This is a genomic window from Streptomyces sp. GbtcB7, from assembly GCF_019091445.1.
GTDB lineage: Bacteria > Actinomycetota > Actinomycetes > Streptomycetales > Streptomycetaceae > Streptomyces > Streptomyces mirabilis.
The window spans coordinates 1-16,860 of record NZ_JAGXJM010000065.1 but is presented as its reverse complement, the minus strand read 5'-3'; the positions used below and the strand labels follow the sequence as shown (position 1 = coordinate 16,860).

Below are 16,860 nucleotides of genomic sequence, written 5' to 3'. Positions count from 1 at the left end.
TCGTCCGTGTCGGCCGTACGGTCCGAGTCGCGGCCCCCGGAGCAGGGTGCCCTTGCCACGGCCGGAGCGGCCGGTGACGCCGGGCGTCGCGCCTGGGGCGACGGTGACACCGAGGATGCGCCCCGGCCGGAGGGCCATCGGCGGAAGGAGGTAGTCGGCGAAGCCGATGCCCTGCTCGGTGGACCACGACCGCATCTCCGGAACGGTGGTGTCGCTCGCGGTGAGCGGCACGCTTGTCGTGAGCCTGCGGTGTGCGGCCTTCGCGGTGGCTCGGGCTTCGGCGGCGTTCGCCAGCTGCTCGGCCTGGGCCAGCACGCCGAGAGACAGCAGGGCGACGAACACGAACGTGGCGGCATCCGGTGCGCTGCCGGTAGCGGCCGTGGCCGTCAGAGTGGCCGTGCCGATCAGGCCGATGCTCAGCCTGGTCCGGTGCCTGCGCTGACCGGCCGCTTCCCGTGCGGTGTCGAGTCGGGTGAACCTCGTCGTCGTACGCGCCGCGAGCTGCTCGGCGGCGCCGAGCGATGCCAGCTCCGTCCATGCGTCGACGGCGGTGACGAGTTCGGCGCGCAGCGCCTTGCGGGTGTGCTGCTCGGCTTCGCGGGCGGTGCCGGGCGTACGGTGGGCGGTCACCGCCATGAGGACGACGCCGGCCGCGAGTACGGCTGCCGGCACGATGGACGTGGACGCCGCGACGGCAAGGACGGCACCGACGGTCAGCGCGGCGGTGACGGCGACGGGCGTTGTGCACTCGATCAGTGCCATCCCGGCGCTGTCGGCGTCGGCCATGCTGCGGTCGAGCAGTTCACCCGACCACAGGCCGTCCTCCTGTGCCCGGCCGGTGGCCGCCGCACGGTCGAAGAGGCCGGCCCGAGCGGTGGCGACCCGGCGCAGGGCAGCGGCGTGCAGCACCAGACGCTTGCTGTAGTTGCCGGCGACGCGGGCCATGGCGAAGGCGCGCACACCACCGCTGGGGGCGATGTAGGAGAAGGAGCTGAAGGTGGCCGCCCCGGCGACGGCGCAGGCGCTGATGAACCAGCCCGACAGGCCGAGCAGTCCGGCGGAGGACAGTTCGGCGACGACCGCGAGCACCAGCCCGCAGGCCGCTAGGGAACGCGCCCGCCGACCACGGACGTTCGGGCTACGGCTGCTGCTCATCGCGCGTTCACCAGCCTCGCGTCGTGCAGGAGGCCGTCGTCGATCGCGAGCACGGTGTCGGCCGCGGCGGCCAGCGGGAAGGAGTGGGTGACGATGATGACGGTGCAGCCCTCGGTGGCTCGTCGGAGGGCCTCGCCGACCTCGGGTCCGCTGCCCGCGCCGAGGTGGGCGGGCGGCTCGTCGAGCAGCCAGAGCCGGGCTCCGCGCAGAAAGGCGCGGGCGATGGCGATCCGGCGGGCTTCGCCGGTCGACACACCCCAACCGCCCTCACCGAGCCGGGTGTTCAGTCCCTCGGGGAGGCCCTCGATCACGGCGTTCAGCCCGGCGGCGTCGACGGCCCGCCGGATCTGCTGCTTGGTGGCCTCCGGACGGCCGAGGCGGATGTTGTCGGGGAGGGTCGCGTCGAGCAGCACCGTCTGCTGTCCGACCCAGGCGGATCCGCCGAGTACCGGCGCCTGCCGTACGGACGAGGTCTGCCACCGGACCGCTCCGGCCGACGGCCGACGCAAACCGGCGATCAACGACAACAGCGTGCTCTTTCCGGAACCGGAGGCACCGGTGATCGCGGTCCAGGTGCCCGGTGCGAAGTCGACGTCGGCATTGATGGTGTCGTAGTCGGCGCCGCCATGGCGGAACCGGACTGCTGTCAGCGACACACCGACCGGCTCGGTCAGCCGCGGACGGGCCGCCTGGGTCACTGCGGCGGGGGTGTCCTTGACGATGTCACGGACGGCGCCTGCCGCGATCATGGCGCGTTCGCGCTGATGGAAGGCAGAGGCCCTGGCGCGCACGGGGGCGAAGTACATCGGACACACGAGCAGCACCAGCAGACCGGTGAACAGGTCGAGCCGTGGTGCGTACGGCACCTGCACGTAGCCGAGCAGCGAGAGACCGATATACGTGGCGTTCACGGCGATGGAGAACGTGATGACGACGTCCATGATCGCCCCGGACAGGAAGGCACGCCGAAGCACGCTCATCGTCGCCTTGTTCAGCCGCTCGGCGGCCGTGGTCAGGGTTTGACCGCGCCGGCCGACCGCGCCGAGCTCGCGCAGCGTCCGCATGCCGCGGAAGCTGTCGAGGACGACGGCGTTCAGATGACGGGTCGCGGCCGACTGCCGGTCCGCGCCATGCTGGGCGAACAGTCCCGCCAGGCGCATGTTGAGGGGCAGCAGTGCCGTGGTCAGGACGAGCACGATGGCAGCCGGCCAGTGCACCGCGGCCGTGACCGCCAGTACGGCGAACATGGACAGCGGTGCCGACCGGCGCAGGGGCGCGGCCTGCGCGTGGAAGTCGGCGACGTCGTCGGCCAGATCGACCATCGCCCACGCGGCCTCGGCCGGGCCCGTCTCGCTGATCCGCCCGGCGGTCGGCAACAGAGCCCCCGTCAACTGCTGCCGCAGGCCGGTCGCGACGGCACGCGCGCCCCGATCGGCGAGCGTACCTGCCGTCCAGCCGGCGCACACCGCCAGCACGCTCGTGACAGCGAAGGCCATGAGGCCCCACGTCTCGTGCGTCGCGGCCCGGTCCATCACTGCCTGGGCCGTCCATGCCAGGGCGCCCCAGCGGGTGATCGTGAACAGCGTCTCCAGTGTCTGAAAGGTGCCCGACAGGCCGAACCAGTGCTGTCCCGGCGCGGCGCATGCCGTGAGCCATGCATCGTCGTCCTGCCGCTCGGCCGTGCCCGGCTCACCCGTCTCGTACATCTCATTCGTCGTCATGAGGGCGCCGCTCGTCGACGATCCACGCGATGCCACCGGTCAGAGCGATGGCGATCATGCCCAGGGTGGTCAGCAACTGCGAGTGCATCTGCCGGTAGCCACCGAACATCCCCTGGCAGACGAAGTAGGCGAACAGGCCCAGCACGGTCCAGACGACCGCGGCGAGCAGGCGCAGCACGACACGGAACGATACGGGCGGCGACGACGCGTGGCCTGTGTCTCGGGTGGTCATGAGCGTGCTCCTGTGGCTAGGGGACTTTGGGGTGCCGGGGGTTCGTCGACCGGGAGTTCGGTGGGGAACTTTCCTGCGAAGGCCCGGTGGGCGAACACGTTGTAGGCCAGCACCAGCGGCATGTTCAGGCCGATGCCCACGAGGATGAAGACCATCGTGGAGTGCGGGCCGGCCGCGCTGTCGACGGTGAGACCCGGCGGTACCAGCACCGGGTAGCGGGCCACGCCCAGTGCGAGGAACACGGACACCGTGGCGATCACGAGCCCGCCGAGCGGCAGCGTGTCCGCCGCCCCGGACTGCCGCTTCCACGGGAACGTGACGAGCGAGGTGGCCGCTCCCCCGACGGCGAACAGCAGCAGGCCGGCGAACGCGAAGGCGCGCCCCGGGCTGTCGAGGTTCAGCGGTGCCGCGGTGGTGTCGACAGTGACGAGGACGACGATCAGCAGCGCTCCGGCGGCCGCCGTGGCGAGCGCGCCCCGTCGTGCTGCCGAATCGCGCAGCCGTCCGGACGACTTGTGCTTGGTGTAGGCGTATCCGAGAGCGGTGTACGCGGCCGTGACAGTGAGCCCCGACAGCACGCAGAACCAGCTGAAGGCCCCGAAGGCCGACCCGGTGTACACGTCACCTCGCAGATGTACTGCTGAGGTCAGCGTCCCCAGGGCGAAGCCCTGCCCGAACGAAGCCAGCAGCGAGGCCACGCCGAAGGCGGTGGTCCAGCGGGGAGCCGGCGGCGACTGGGACGCCATCTCGACACTCACGCCACGCACGATGAGGGAGAAGAGCACCACGGTCATCGGCAGGTAGGCGTGCGGCAGGATCGTGCCGAAGGCCAGGGGGAAGCCCGCCCAGAGCGCGACGCCGAGCAGGATGAGCCAGGTCTCGTTGCCGTCCCAGCCCACCGCGACGGACTCCAGCATGTGCCGCCGGTGTGCGGGGTCGCGTTCGAGGAGGGTGGCCACGCCGACGCCGAGGTCGTAGCCGTCCAACACGACGTACATCAGGAGACAGACGAGTACGGTCGCCGACCAGAGGGTGGTGGTCATCGCGCCGCCACCTCCCGGGAGCCGAGCGGTACGGGAAGCTCCCGCGCGACGGTGTCCTCGGCAGGCCGGCTCCGTCCGGTGTCCGGCAGGTCCTCCGGTGGAGGTTCCTGCCCGGGATCGTCGCGTTCCGGGCCGATGCGCATGGTGCGGACGATGTAGGCGACGTAGGCCACCAGCATGATCAGGTAGAGCACGGAGAAGCCGATCACGGAGAACAGGACTTCGCCGGGTGCCAGGTGGGACACCGCCGCCGAGGTGCGGAGCTGCCCGAACACGATCCACGGTTGCCGTCCCGCTTCGGCGGTGACCCAGCCCCCGAGGATGGCCAGGATCCCCACCGGTGTCGTCCAGAGGACGAACCGGTGGAAGCGGCGCGCGGTCCACAGGCGGTTGCGCATGCGCAGGATCGTGGCGGCGAACGCCGTGCCGAACATCAGCACGGCCGCCAGGAACATGACGCGGAAGCCCCAGAAGGTCGCGGCCATGTCCGGCCGGTCGGCTGCCGGGGTGAGCTTGAGGCCGGGCATGGCCGTCTGGCAGGTGAGGTCCTTGGCGATGTAGCTGCCGAGGCAGGGAATGTCGAGCTCGGCGATGTTCCGCGCGGCTTGCTGGTCCGGGATGGAGAACAGGACGAAGCCGGTGTCACCGTTGTCCCAGTTGCCTTCGATCGCCTCCAACTTCGAAAGCTGATAGGGCAGTTCATGCCCGGCCACACTGTCACCGAGGTAGAGCTGGACGGGCATCAGCAGCGCGGCGATCCCGAGCGCGATCGACATCGAGCGGCGGGCGAAGCCCTTCGCGCGCCCCTTGACCAGGTACCAGGCCGAGATCCCGGCGACGAAGAAGCTCGCCGAGATCAGCACGGCGGCCAGCATGTGCGGCCAGCGCCAGATGAACGACGGGTTGAAGATGACGCGCATCCAGTCCGTGGGCTCGAACCGACCGTGGACGACCTTGAACCCGGCAGGTGTCTGCATCCACGAGTTCGCCGCGATGATCCACGTGGACGACAGGACGGTGCCCACCGACACCATCACGGTGGACACGAACATCGTGCCCTTGCGAACGCGGCCGTCGCCGTAGAGCAGGACGCCGATGAAGCCGGCCTCGACGAAGAAGGCGGTCACGACCTCCATGCCGATGATCGGCCCGATGATCGGGCCCGTCTTCGCGCCGTACACGCCCCAGTTGAGACCCATCTGGAACGTGATGACAGCTCCGGCGACCACGCCGATCGCGAAGCCGACGGCGAAGATGCGCCGCCAGAACCGGAACATCTGCAGGTAGACCGCCCTGCCGGTACGCCAGTACAAGCCGTAGACGACCGACAGGAAGATCGAGAGTCCGACGGTGATCGCCGGAAAGGTCATGTGGAACATGACGGTGATGGCGAACTGCCATCGCGACAGGTCCAGGAGACTCATCGCTGCTTCCTTTCGCGCAGCGCCCCGGGGGCGGGTGCGGGCTCACACATGTGCGGTGGTGGGCACGAGTGCGTCCGCGTCCGCGCTCGCGGGGCGGCGGGTTCAGGCGTCGACGACCGGAGTGGTGGCCGACGCGGCCTTGGTGAAGCGCGGCAGGGCGGCGGCACTGACCGCGAGCAGGGCGACGATGCCCATCTGCACGTACTCGACGCCGGCGAACGCGTGGGCGACGCTGTGCGGCGCCATGGTCAGGTAGAGGGTGCCGAGGGTGGCCACGCCAAGGGCGAGACCGCTCTGCTGCAGGGTGATCAGCACGCCGCTGCCGATGCCGCCGAGGTGGGTGGGGACGTCGGCGAGCACGCTGCGGAACAGTCCGGCGAACAGCATCGACTGTCCGGCGCCGACCAGAGCCAGCGGAACGGCCATCGCCCACAGGCTGACGTGCGGCCAGTTCCCGAGCAGGACCGTCACCAGTGAGACCAGTCCGGCGAGTTGGACGACAGCCCCGGCGGTCAGCGCCGCCCGGCCGAACCGTGTGATCAGCCGGGGCGCGACCAGTGAACCGGCGAAGAAGAGCAGGGCCATGGGCAGGATCGCCAGGCCGCTGTGCAGGGCGTCGGCGTGCAGGCCGTTCTGGACGGTGAGGGCGAAGACGAACATGAACGCGCCGAAGCCGATGCTGAAGGCGAACACCATGGCCAGGCCGCGGGACATCGACGGCAGGCGCAGCAGGGACGGCGGCAGCAGCGGGACCTCGCCGCGCCGCTCGGCGCGCTTCTCCACGACGTAGGTGGCGGCGCCCAGGACGACCGCGACGGCGAGCAGTAGCCAGGTCCACCACGGCCAGCCCAGGGAGTGCCCCTCGGTCAGCGGGACGAGCAGGGCGGTCAGGGTGGCGGCGAACAGGACGGTGCCGGGCAGGTCGATACCGACCGGGTGGTGCGAGCGGGTGTCCGGCACGATGCGGGCCGCCACGATCAGCACGACCACGCCGATGGGCACGTTGACCAGGAAGATCGGCCGCCAGGAAGTGCCGGCGATGTCGGCGCTGACCAGCAGGCCGCCCACCAACTGCCCGACCACGGCGGCGATGCCGGAGGTCGCCCCGTACAGGGCCACGGCGCGAGCCTTGCGCTCTCCTTCGAGAACGTGGTGGAACGTCGCCAGCACCTGCGGAATGAGCAGGGCGGCGGTGGCGCCCTGGACGATGCGGGCCGCGATCAGCGCGCCCACGCTCGGGGCGACACCGCAGGCCAAGGAGGCCAGGACGAAGCCCACAAGTGCCCCGAGGAAGATACGGCGGCGGCCGTAGCGGTCCCCCAGCCGGCCTCCGAGGACCAGCAGGGTCGCGTACGCGACGCCGTACCCGGCGATCACCAGCTCGAGGGACGACGCGGAGGCGTGCAGCGAGGCGTCGATGCTGGGCAGGGCCACGTTGGTGATGAAGAAGTCCATGATCGGCAGGAACGCGCCGGCCAGCAGGATGAACACCCCGAACGGGTGCAGGCCGCCGGCGCGGGCCGTGGCATGGGGCGAGAGTGCTGTCGCCCCGGCATGCCGGGAGGAAGTGGTTGTCGTCATGGCAGCTCCCAGAGAGCACGGATGTTATGTGCTCATAACTATGAACACATAAGGAGTATGTGCCTATAACTACTTCCTGGCAACCCCGTACCCTGGAGCCGTGATGGAGGACCAAGCGCACCAGACAGGCCCGACAGCAGGACCGGACCACGAGCAGCGGTGGGCCGAGCTGGCCGACCTCGTGCTGATCATCAGCCGCGAGATCCAGTTCCGCGGCTACACCGACGAGCGGGCCGTTCCGCTGTCCCCGTCCGAGGGCATGGTGATGCGCTACCTGCAACGCGAGCCCGCCGCCCCACCCAGCCGCATCGCCACCGCGACCGGACTGCAGCGCACCAACCTCTCCACCGTCCTGGGCGGGCTGGAGCGCAAGGGCCTTGTCGAGCGACGCGCCGACCCGGGGGACGGCCGCGGTGTGACCGTCCACACCACCGAACGCGGGCGCGCCAACTACGCCCTCGTCCGCCAGGAATGGGCCGCAGCCGTCTCCGAGGCCGCCGACCACGACACCGAACACCTCGACGCGGCCCTCACCCTGCTCACCGCCGTGGAAACCGGGCTGGCCAGGATGCGACCGCGGAACCGCGCCACACGTCCGGCGGCGGAAAGCTGACCTTCCGACATCCGCACCTCAACCGGGCCCGAAGGGCGTCGCATGCGACAGAGTGGTCGACGTCTGCGATGACCTCGCAGGCGGTCGGCCACTCCAGCGGCAGTCATCGCGGCCGACGCCCGCGGCCTAACTGTCGTGATCCGCAACAGAAGTCACCGATCGTTACTCCCGCAACCCATCAGACGAGCCTGCACATCACGTCACACGCACCCTGGCCGCGGGCCTCTCTTGGGGAGAATCTGGGGAGCATGGACGGCTTTGTCGCATGGTCGGATCGTTGCTGGGGTGCAGCACTCAGAGGACTCAGGGCCGTATTGGAGCGCGAGTCGGCTCGTTCCTGTTCATGAATCCAGGCATCGAGCGCTGCCAAGCGGTACATGACGCGGCCACGTTGGCCCATACGGAAGCTGGGCGGTCCTTGGCGCCGGTGCCGCCAGACGTAAAGGGTGTGAGGCGAGAGGCCGAGGTACTCGGCTGCATCCCTGACATTCAGGAACGCTTTGCCGACGGCGCCATGCGCGTCCGAAGTGGTGGCGACAGCGGGTAGTTGGCGTGAAGGCATGGGAAGTCCTGCGTGAGAGAGGTGAGGGGCCGCGTGGGCGAAGATTCGAGGCTGCTGCGCCTGCGGCCTTTGCTCAAAGCGCGGTGAGATCTGCGATCCGGCCGCCAATCGACACACCGTTACGGATGCCGAGCAGCACGCGTCTGCTCGCACTCCGGGTCTGGTATGGCGAAGGCGGCTTCGACGAGGCCGTAGAAGACTTCACCCGACGGCTAGAAACAGTGCGGTAAGCGCATCAATACTCCGCACGATCGCCGGTTTGGCCAACCGGTGATCGTCGGCTATGTTCCGATCGAGCCAGGCCCCGCGCCGCCCCCGTCTGCTGGCAACGACGCCGGCCGGTAGGGCCTCACCTGCCCGCTGCCTTCTGATCCGTGACCAGTAGCTCCGCTTCACAGAGGTACCGGAGTCGGGCGCCGACCACACGCTGCCTCGCGCCGATCTTTTCCGCAATCACGCGGCTCACAGATCCGCGATTCTCGCGACGTAGAGCGAGAATGCGGCGATCCAGGCGGTACCCCCCGCTGCGCCAGATCCTCTCTGAAAAGGCCAGCCGCACAGACGCACGGGCAGATTCAGACGAGAATGCCCGTAGTTGGATTGCGCGTGCGCGGTCCACGCGTGGTCATGTCCCGCGGGGTGGTGTAGTCACGGCAGCTGTTTCGGTACCGGTTGTGGGGGTGATCTGCGGTTCGGGTTCGGTTGGTTTGGTGGTGAAGAGCTCGGCCATGGAGGCTTCGGAGAGGTAGCGGCGGTCGAAGACCTGCCACTCGTCGCGGAGTTCGGCCAGCACCGCGGCGGCGAGCCGGTCCAGGGCGGCGGGGTTGGGAAAGACCTGGACGACGTCGGCCCGTCGTTTGATCTCCCGGTTCAGCCGCTCCAGCGGGTTGGTGGACCAGATCTTCTTCCAGTGCGCCGGCGGGAAGTCGGCGAACGCGGTGATGTCTGTTGCCGCATCCAGCAGCATCGTCTTGACCTGCGGGAACTGCCGTCCGAGCATGTCGGCGACCACGTTCGGCTGGGTGCGCACCTGCTCGCCGGTGGTCTGCGCGAAGATGGTGCGGATGGTGGCGGCGACCATCTCCCCGGAGCCCCTCTCGATCACCGAAAACACGTCCCGGACGAAGTGAACCCCGGCACCTTTGCCGGGTCTTCGAAGTTGAGCGGTACGCCTGCTCAGGGCCTCCGTCGTTTCGTCACGCTCAGCGAGGGCACCTGGTGGCTGCTGCCGGGGCCACAGGCGCGCCGGGAGCCCAGGGCACCACGCGGCGGGCCCTCTCCGCGATTACGGGTACAGCTTCTCGCCCTTCGCCAGCATCGCTACGTACTTCTCGATCCGGCGCGCCCGGGTCTCGGCCTTCTTGGCGTCTTGGACCCGGTAGAGGATCGCGTAGCGGTTCTGCCGGTCCAGTGTCTCGAAGAACTCCGCCGCGGCCGGGTCGGCGGTCAGGGCCGCCGTGAGGTCGTCCGGCACCGTGGCGGTCTTCGCGCCGTCGTAGGCCGCCTCCCAGCGGCCGTCTGCCTTGGCGCGGTCGACCTCGGCCTGCCCCGACGGGTGCATCCGGCCCTGCTCGATCAGGGCGGCCACCTTGTCCCGGTTGACCTTGGACCACTTGCTGCGCGGCTTGCGCGGGGTGAACCGCTGGAGCCACCACTGGTCGTCGAACTTGGCCTTCTGGCCGTCGATCCAGCCGTAGCAGAGTGCCACGTCGAGCGCCTGGGCGTAGTCCAGCGCGACGATTCCGGGGCCCTTCTTGCGAAGCTTGAGCCAGATGCCGGATGAGACGGCGTGGTTCTCGCCGAGCCATGTCTGGAATGCCTCGGCGGATTCGAATGCGACGATCTCCAAGTCCTGAGTCACCCCAGCAGCGAACCACACTTGGCCGATTGTCGTGACGCATTCGGGCACGGCGCCGGATGCAGGATGCAGGATGCCCCTGGACCTGCGTGATCATTTCTGTTCTCGACGCAGAACGATCATGCAGGAGCCACGGGCTTGCTCAACGATCCGACGTTGCTGCTCGATCTGGACGGGGCGTCCGTCGTGCGGGTTGAGCGGCTGGCTGACGGAGGGCGCAGGGTTCACCTGGTCACGGCCGACGAGACGGCCAGGGCCTGCCCGGCCTGCGAGGTTTTCGCCACCCGGGTGAAGGGCTCGGCGGTGACCCGGCCGCGCGATCTCCCTTACGGCGAGAGCGGATTGGAGTTCCGCTGGCACAAGCGCCGCTGGTGGTGCCGCGAGGCCGGCTGCCTTCGCCGGTCCTTCACCGAGCAGATCCCGCAGATCCCGGCTGGTGCCAGGCTGACCGCCCGGCTGCGGGGTGCGGCCGGGCGCCGCATACGGGATGCCGGCTCCACGGTCATCCAGGCCGCGCGGGATCTGCATCTGTCCTGGCCGACCGTGATGGAAGCCTTCCGCACGCAGGCCCGCGACGTCACCGAGGCACCTCTGCCGCAGGTCACAGTGCTGGGCATCGACGAGACCCGCCGCGGACGGCCCCGCTGGGAACGGGATGCGGATACCGACAAGTGGCGCCTGACCCGGGACCGGTGGCACACCGGCTTCGTCGACGCCCTCGGCCACGACGGGCTGCTCGGACAGGTCGAGGGCCGCGCCGCGATCCGTGTCGGCCTGCCGCACGCCACCGTCGTGGTCGACCACTTCCACGTGGTCCAGCTCGCCGACAAAATGCTGTCCATAGTCAGGCGCCGCACCACCGCCGAGACCCGCGGCCGGCGCGGACGGGCGAGCGACCCGGAGTGGAAGGCCAGATGGCGGCTCCTGCGCAACCGCGAGGACCTCAGCGACGATCAGTTCGCCACGATGTGGAACACGCTCCTGGGCGAGGGGAAGATCGGGCAGACGCTGCTGACGGCCTGGATCGCCAAGGAGAACCTGCGCACCCTCCTCGCCCTGGCCCGCACCGGAGCCGGCCGCCACCAAGTCGGCCACGCCCGCTGGAAGTTCCTCACCTGGTGCGCGGACTCCGACATCCCTGAAGTCCGCCAGCTCGCCACCACCGTCGCCCGCTGGTGGCCTGAGGTCGCCGCGTTCATCGACACCGGACACAGCAATGCCAAGAGCGAAGGGATCAACCGCGTGATCAAGCTCGTCGCCCGCAACGCGTTCGGCTTCCGCAACGCCGACAACCAACGACTACGGACACGCTGCGTCACCACCCGCCGAGCCTGCGGACAACTCCGCACCGCTCAACTTTGAAGACCCCCTTTGCCAGGCTGCGCCGAGGAAAACGGTGCGGATCGCGGCCACCAGACCGCTGTGGCTGTCGGAGATCACCAGCTGGACGTTCTCCAGACCGCGGGCCCGCAGCGAGCGCAGGAACTTCGTCCAAAACGGCGTCGACTCACTGTCGCCGACCATCAGCCCGAGGATCTCGCGGTGCCCGGTGGCGGAGATCCCGGTGGCGATGACCACGGCCTGGGACACGATCCGGTGGTTCACCCGGGCCTTGCAGTAGGTGGCGTCCAGGAACACGTAGGGGAAGACGGTGTGGTCCAGCGGCCGCTCCTTGAACGCGGTCAGTTCCTCGTCCAGCTCATCGCAGATGCGGGACACCTCGGACCTGGAGATCCCGCTGTCCACACCGAGTGCTTTGACCAGGTCGTCGACCGAGCGGGTCGAGACACCGTGCACGTATGCCTCCATCACCACGGCGAACAACGCCCGGTCGATCCGCCGCCGGCGTTCCAGCAGCGACGGGAAGAACGACCCGCTCCGCACCTTCTGGATCTTCAGGTCCAGGTCGCCGGCCTGCGTGGTCAGCAGCCTGTCCCGGTGTCCATTGCGCCAGGTCGTGCGCGTCTCGGAGTGCTCGCGCGGCACGGCACCGATCACATCGGTGGCCTCGGCCTCGATCAGCTCCTGCAGGGGCGTCGGTGCGCCCGCTTGGCAGCCCGGACGCTCTCCTCCAGTGCCGCCATCAGGTCCAGCGAAGGAGCGGCCTCCGCCGGCCCGGCAAGCTCACCGCCGGTGATCTTCACGTCCACGAGCTTTTCAAGGGCGTGGGCGTACTCGTCGTGCACCTCGCCGACGTCGATGCCGGTGAGTTCCCGGATCAGCACCTCGGCCCGCTCCAGCTCCCGGTCGGTGACCGGCGTCGAGGGTGCGAGGTCTCCGGGATCGCGCAGCTCGTCCTGCCACAGGAGAGTCTGAAGGATGAGCATGCCGTGGCGAGGTGCGGAGCAGCGCCGGCCGCTCCCGGCCGCGGAGTGCGACCTTGGAGACGGCGACGTAGCCGGTGCGGGCGAGCGCCTCGACGAGCAGGGAGTACGGGCGGTCGGCGCCCGGTCCGGAGCCCACGTAGTACGGCCGCCCGTAACTGATCGGGTCGATGTCCTCGAAGGGCACGAAACCGAGCACGTCGACGGTCCGCTTTGTGGGCAGAGGCAGATGAGCCAGGTCCTCGTCCGTGAGCGGCACCATGCGCCCGTCCCCCAGGGCGAAGCCCCTACCGACTTGTTCGTACGGGATTTCCCGGTTCTCGGCCCTGCAGAAGCGATGGTGCTCGACGCGGCTGCCGTCGATGGCGTGGATCTCGTGAAGGCGCACGGGATGCTCCTCCGTGGCGGCGTACAGCCTGACCGGCAGCGCGACCAACCCAGACCGGATCATCCCGGACCACGTGGCCTTCACACACCCAGCGTCAGCCCACAGCACATGGCGCGCACCCCGGTCGCTCCCCCGGACGGTGCCGCCGGCTCCTTGGTAGGCCCTGTCCGCCCAGCAGCGGATGTCGGCCTGGGCCACCGCGGCGGGGATGTCGTGCACGGCCGGGCAGCGCGGCCGAAGCCCACAGCAGGCGGCCGAACGGGTCGGTGATGACCTGCACGTTCATGCCGTGCTTCTTGTGCTTGCCTGAGGAGAAGGGGTGATCCGCAGCGATGCGGTCGATCGGCAGCGGTCCAGTTTCCTCCACCGGGCTTGGGCGCGGGGAACACCGGCCGGCCACCGCGCTGGACGCCCGGAGTCGACCAGCACGGTGAGATGCCGCAGACTCCAGTGTGAGGGTCTGCGTGTCGTCGTGGACTGCGGAGAGGGTGACCGGCGTGTCTGAGGTCCCGCTCTGGCTGTGGGGAGCGTTCGCCGCGACTGTGGTGGTGTCGCTGACGGTTGACTTGCTGGCCCACCGCACCGCGCACGTCATCGGTTTCAAGGAAGCTGCCGTCTGGAGCGGGCTCTGGGTGGGTCTCGCTCTGCTTTTCGCCGGCGTCGTCTTCCTCGTGCTCGGTACAACGGCGGGCACCGAGTACACCACCGCATGGCTGCTGGAGAAGAGTTTGTCGGTGGACAACCTCTTCGTCTTCGCGGTGATCTTCGCCTACTTCAAGGTGCCCCGCGCCTACCAGCATCGCGTGCTGTTCTTCGGCGTGATGGGTGCCCTGGTCTTCCGCGGAATCTTCCTCGCCCTCGGTGTCGCCGTCGTCAGCCGCTTCACTGCGGTGCTGTTCGCCTTCGCCGCGATTCTCTTCTACAGCACCTACAAACTCATCAAGGGCGACGAGGAGACCTTCGACCCCGGCAAGAGCCTCGCCCTGCGACTACTCCGCAAGATCGTCCCCGTGCGGGATGAGTACGCGGGCATGAAGTTCTTCGTCAAGGAGGCCGGCAAACGCGTGGCCACCCCGCTCCTCGCGGTGGTGGCCACGATCGAGGCCGCAGACCTGATCTTCGCGGTCGACAGTGTCCCCGCCGTCCTGGCCGTCAGCGACGATGCCTTTATCGTCTACACCAGCAACGCGTTCGCGATCCTGGGCCTGCGCGCCCTGTACTTCATGCTGGCCGGGCTACTGGACCGCTTCCACTACCTCAACATGGGCCTCGCGATCATCCTGGCCTTCATCGGCGGCAAGCTCATCCTCCAGGCATCACACAAGATGATCAGCCCCGACATCCCGGAAATCCCCTCACCGATCAGCCTCGCGGTCATCGTCGTCGTCCTGGCCGCGTCCGTCGTACTGAGCCTGCTGCGCCCCGCCCCGATCCCGGCTGCCCCCGCCGCTCAGGAGGAGCAGCCAACCCCACGACCAGGCACGGCCGCCAGTAACCTCCGGCCCGCCAGCGACCCGCAGGCAGGGCCAGGTCGACGAGACGATCCACCTGACGGGCACGCTGACCACGCCGCACCGTGACGAAGTGGGCAGGCCGTCCCTTTTCTCACACAAACAGCCTATTGTTAAAGAATGAGCAAAGTCGAGCACAAGACCCAGCAAGGGACGCTCGCATGCCCGGTCTGCAAGCACACCTTGGACATGATCATTAAGAGACGACACAAGACGCTCGGGATCTTTGTGCCCGTGTGGGGCCCTGGCCCGTGCCGCAACCCTGACTGCCCCGAGTATCTGGAGGAGCCGGAGTACAAAAGCCCGCCAAAGTGCTGAAGCATCCCGCCCAGAACCCACGTGGACCGACGCTCATGAATGGACGCACTTGCAGCGAGGCAGGAGACCATAACGCAAGCGTTGGCCGACCACGACGCCCCTGCGCGGGCTCCGGACTGCGCATGATGTCAGCGTCATCTGCCACGACTGCCGAGGCCGGGGAACCTGCCGTTTCGCCGGTCAGTTCACATAACGAGTGGGACCCGCTGGAGGAGATCGTCGTCGGTCGCCTCGACGGCGCGACGATTCCCTCCCGTCATCCTGTCGTGACCTGCAACGTTCCGCCATGGACGGGGCGGTTGCTGGGGCTGGCCGGCGGCTTCGAGTATCCGCGCGTGCTGATCGAGCGGGCGCAGCACGAACTCGAACAGTTCCTTGACCTCCTGCGGTCCCTTGATGTCACGGTAAGGCGCCCGGACGCGGTCGATCACAAGCAACGCTTCGGTACGCCGCACTGGTCGTCGCGCGGATTCTGCAACACCTGTCCGCGGGACAGCATGCTCGTGATCGGCGACGAGGTCATCGAGACCCCGATGGCATGGCCGTGTCGGTACTTCGAGACCCACTCCTATCGCGCGATCCTCAAGGACTACTTCCAGCGCGGTGCGCGCTGGACGGCGGCACCGAAACCGGAGCTCACCGACGCCCTGTTCGAGCGAGGTTTCCGTGCGCCCGAACCTGGTGAGCCCATGCGCTACATCCTCACCGAGTTCGAGCCGGTGTTCGACGCGGCGGACTTCGTGCGCGCGGGACGCGATCTGTTCGTCACACGGAGCAACGTCACCAACCGCATGGGCATCGAGTGGATGCGCCGTCACCTCGGACCCGGCTATCGCATCCACGAGATCGAGAGCCGCTGCCGCACCCCCATGCACATCGACACGACGATCGTCCTCCTCGCGCCCGGCAAGGTCCTGGTCAATCCCGAATACATAGACGTCGACCGCCTGCCCGACGTCCTGAGCTCATGGGACGTGCTGGTCGCCCCCGAGCCGGACCCGATCGACGACCGCCTGCTCAAGATCACCTCGATGTGCGGCAAATGGCTCAGCATGAACGTGCTGATGCTCGACGAGAAGCGGGTGATCGCGGAGCGGCACCACACCGGCATGCTGCACGCCCTCGAAAAGTGGGGTTTCGAGCCCATCCCGTGCGACCTGCTGCACTACGCGCCGTTCGGCGGCTCGTTCCACTGCGCGACCCTCGATATCCGGCGTCGCGGCACGCTCGAGCCGTACTTCGACTGATCGGCCCACCGGTCCTACTTACGTCGACGTGATGCGCGGCGAGTTGGGGGAAGGTGCGTTCGAGCAGATCTGCGACGTGTGTCGCTTGGACCATGGCGAGGTCGGAGTCGCGAGTGCCGATGACGAGCCGGGGCGGGACGTAGGTCACGGCTGGACCCTGAGGTCTGGAAAATGTGAGGTGAGGATGGTGATGATCGTGGTGAAGGCGAGGCCGACCGCGATGACCCTGCTCATCATCGGTATCGTCGTGTTCCCCGCCGCCCTGATCTACCTGGGCATGCACCTGTGGCGCTCCGGCCGCCGTCACCACGGCGTGCTCCGCTGAGCCCCATTCTGGAGCGGGTGTGGTCAGTGCCAGGCGGGAGCTGAAGCAGGATCCAGTTCATCAGGCCGTCGCCCGCAGTGTCGGCCACTACGCTGAGCACGGCGTTGACCTCCCACGTCGCGGCCTTCTCCGTGGTGCGCCGGAGACCGGGCGTCGACCGCAAAGCGGGTCAGGCGGTCCAGGCGCCCTGTGCAGCGGAGCGGCGGTGCGGGGTAGTCAGTGAAGTCCCGGGGCGGGCGGCCTAAAACCTTCCCCACATCGCCGGTGACCGAGCTCAGGACGCCGGAGCGGACGCCGACGTACAAGCCGATGGCCCGCTGCACCCATTCCTCAGGCACGCCGTAGGTGCGCTGCTCGGCGGCGTACGTCCAGGGGCTTTCGTTCGGATCACCTTGCGGACCAGAGGAAAATGCCTGCTACGTGGAGTCCGGCCAGGTAGATCGTGGCTGTCTTCTCGTAGCGGGTTGCGATGCCGCGGCATTGGTCGGGTAGCCGGGTCATGTTGCCATGACCCGGCCCCCTCAGAACCGGGCATGCCTGTTTCCAAGCACCACGGCT

The 16,860-nt window shown here is 68.6% G+C and carries 14 protein-coding genes and 5 pseudogenes; 5 read left to right on the top strand and 14 right to left on the bottom strand.

What is annotated here, in order from left to right; translation table 11 throughout:
• The 6 genes from KVT44_RS52295 to KVT44_RS52270 all read right to left on the bottom strand — a co-directional run.
• The coding region (locus tag KVT44_RS52295; RefSeq protein ID WP_217575827.1) for a hypothetical protein at positions 1–1,155 on the bottom strand (1,155 nt) is incomplete at its 3' end.
• Positions 1,152–2,876, bottom strand: coding sequence for an ABC transporter ATP-binding protein/permease (locus tag KVT44_RS52290; RefSeq protein ID WP_217575825.1), 1,725 nt, complete (start codon positions 2,874–2,876; stop codon positions 1,152–1,154). The genes KVT44_RS52290 and KVT44_RS52295, both read right to left, overlap by 4 nt.
• A complete protein-coding gene (locus KVT44_RS52285; RefSeq protein WP_217575823.1) occupies positions 2,863–3,108 on the bottom strand; it encodes a hypothetical protein in 246 nt (81 codons plus the stop codon). The genes KVT44_RS52290 and KVT44_RS52285 overlap by 14 nt, the downstream gene beginning before the upstream one ends.
• Positions 3,105–4,151 (bottom strand): cytochrome d ubiquinol oxidase subunit II, encoded by a 1,047-nt coding sequence (locus KVT44_RS52280; RefSeq protein WP_217575821.1) that lies wholly within the window; start codon positions 4,149–4,151, stop codon positions 3,105–3,107. The genes KVT44_RS52285 and KVT44_RS52280 overlap by 4 nt, the downstream gene beginning before the upstream one ends.
• A complete protein-coding gene (locus KVT44_RS52275; RefSeq protein ID WP_217575819.1) occupies positions 4,148–5,575 on the bottom strand; it encodes a cytochrome ubiquinol oxidase subunit I in 1,428 nt (475 codons plus the stop codon). The genes KVT44_RS52280 and KVT44_RS52275 overlap by 4 nt, the downstream gene beginning before the upstream one ends.
• Before the next feature lie 102 nt (positions 5,576–5,677).
• Positions 5,678–7,156, bottom strand: coding sequence for an MFS transporter (locus KVT44_RS52270; RefSeq protein ID WP_217575817.1), 1,479 nt, complete (start codon positions 7,154–7,156; stop codon positions 5,678–5,680).
• Between the two features lie 103 nt (positions 7,157–7,259).
• Between KVT44_RS52270 and KVT44_RS52265 the strand changes: the two genes are divergently transcribed.
• Positions 7,260–7,769 carry a MarR family winged helix-turn-helix transcriptional regulator gene (locus tag KVT44_RS52265; RefSeq protein ID WP_217575862.1) on the top strand — a complete coding sequence of 170 codons (510 nt, stop codon included), beginning with the start codon at positions 7,260–7,262 and terminating at the stop codon, positions 7,767–7,769.
• 178 nt (positions 7,770–7,947) lie between these two features.
• Here the strand turns inward: KVT44_RS52265 and KVT44_RS52260 are convergent, their stop codons facing one another.
• The 3 genes and pseudogenes from KVT44_RS52260 to KVT44_RS52250 all read right to left on the bottom strand — a co-directional run bounded on the left by KVT44_RS52260 (position 7,948) and on the right by KVT44_RS52250 (position 10,210).
• A complete protein-coding gene (locus KVT44_RS52260; protein ID WP_217575815.1) occupies positions 7,948–8,331 on the bottom strand; it encodes an AlpA family transcriptional regulator in 384 nt (127 codons plus the stop codon).
• Positions 8,332–8,956: 625 nt separating this feature from the next.
• Positions 8,957–9,463: pseudogene (locus KVT44_RS52255) on the bottom strand (transposase); the annotation flags it as partial.
• A 153-nt stretch (positions 9,464–9,616) separates the two neighbouring features.
• A complete protein-coding gene (locus tag KVT44_RS52250) occupies positions 9,617–10,210 on the bottom strand; it encodes a YdeI family protein (protein ID WP_217575813.1) in 594 nt (197 codons plus the stop codon).
• A gap of 117 nt (positions 10,211–10,327) precedes the next feature.
• Between KVT44_RS52250 and KVT44_RS52245 the strand changes: the two genes are divergently transcribed.
• Positions 10,328–11,551, top strand: coding sequence for a transposase (locus KVT44_RS52245; RefSeq protein ID WP_217575811.1), 1,224 nt, complete (start codon positions 10,328–10,330; stop codon positions 11,549–11,551).
• A 6-nt stretch (positions 11,552–11,557) separates the two neighbouring features.
• Here KVT44_RS52245 and KVT44_RS52240 read toward each other — a convergent pair.
• From KVT44_RS52240 to KVT44_RS52225, 3 genes and pseudogenes are all read right to left on the bottom strand, one after another.
• Positions 11,558–12,273: pseudogene (locus KVT44_RS52240) on the bottom strand (IS256 family transposase); the annotation flags it as partial.
• A 73-nt stretch (positions 12,274–12,346) separates the two neighbouring features.
• Positions 12,347–12,964, bottom strand: a complete 618-nt coding sequence (locus KVT44_RS61320; RefSeq protein ID WP_217575861.1) for a Ku protein — start codon at positions 12,962–12,964, stop codon at positions 12,347–12,349.
• A 69-nt stretch (positions 12,965–13,033) separates the two neighbouring features.
• Positions 13,034–13,250, bottom strand: a pseudogene (locus KVT44_RS52225) (transposase family protein); the annotation flags it as partial.
• 148 nt (positions 13,251–13,398) lie between these two features.
• On the opposite strand from KVT44_RS52225, the gene KVT44_RS52220 reads away from it, so the two are divergent.
• Positions 13,399–14,481, top strand: a complete 1,083-nt coding sequence (locus KVT44_RS52220; RefSeq protein WP_217575807.1) for a TerC family protein — start codon at positions 13,399–13,401, stop codon at positions 14,479–14,481.
• Between the two features lie 371 nt (positions 14,482–14,852).
• Positions 14,853–15,977 carry an amidinotransferase gene (locus KVT44_RS52215; protein ID WP_217575859.1) on the top strand — a complete coding sequence of 375 codons (1,125 nt, stop codon included), beginning with the start codon at positions 14,853–14,855 and terminating at the stop codon, positions 15,975–15,977.
• 16 nt (positions 15,978–15,993) lie between these two features.
• Here the strand turns inward: KVT44_RS52215 and KVT44_RS61315 are convergent.
• Positions 15,994–16,125 (bottom strand): annotated as a pseudogene (locus KVT44_RS61315) (hypothetical protein); the annotation flags it as partial.
• Positions 16,126–16,167: 42 nt separating this feature from the next.
• Between KVT44_RS61315 and KVT44_RS60390 the strand changes: the two are divergent.
• Positions 16,168–16,302, top strand: a complete 135-nt coding sequence (locus KVT44_RS60390) for a hypothetical protein (RefSeq protein WP_302832245.1) — start codon at positions 16,168–16,170, stop codon at positions 16,300–16,302.
• A 22-nt stretch (positions 16,303–16,324) separates the two neighbouring features.
• On the opposite strand, the pseudogene KVT44_RS59480 reads toward KVT44_RS60390, so the two are convergent.
• Positions 16,325–16,435: pseudogene (locus KVT44_RS59480) on the bottom strand (DUF2267 domain-containing protein); the annotation flags it as partial.
• Between the last annotated feature and the right edge of the window lie 425 nt (positions 16,436–16,860).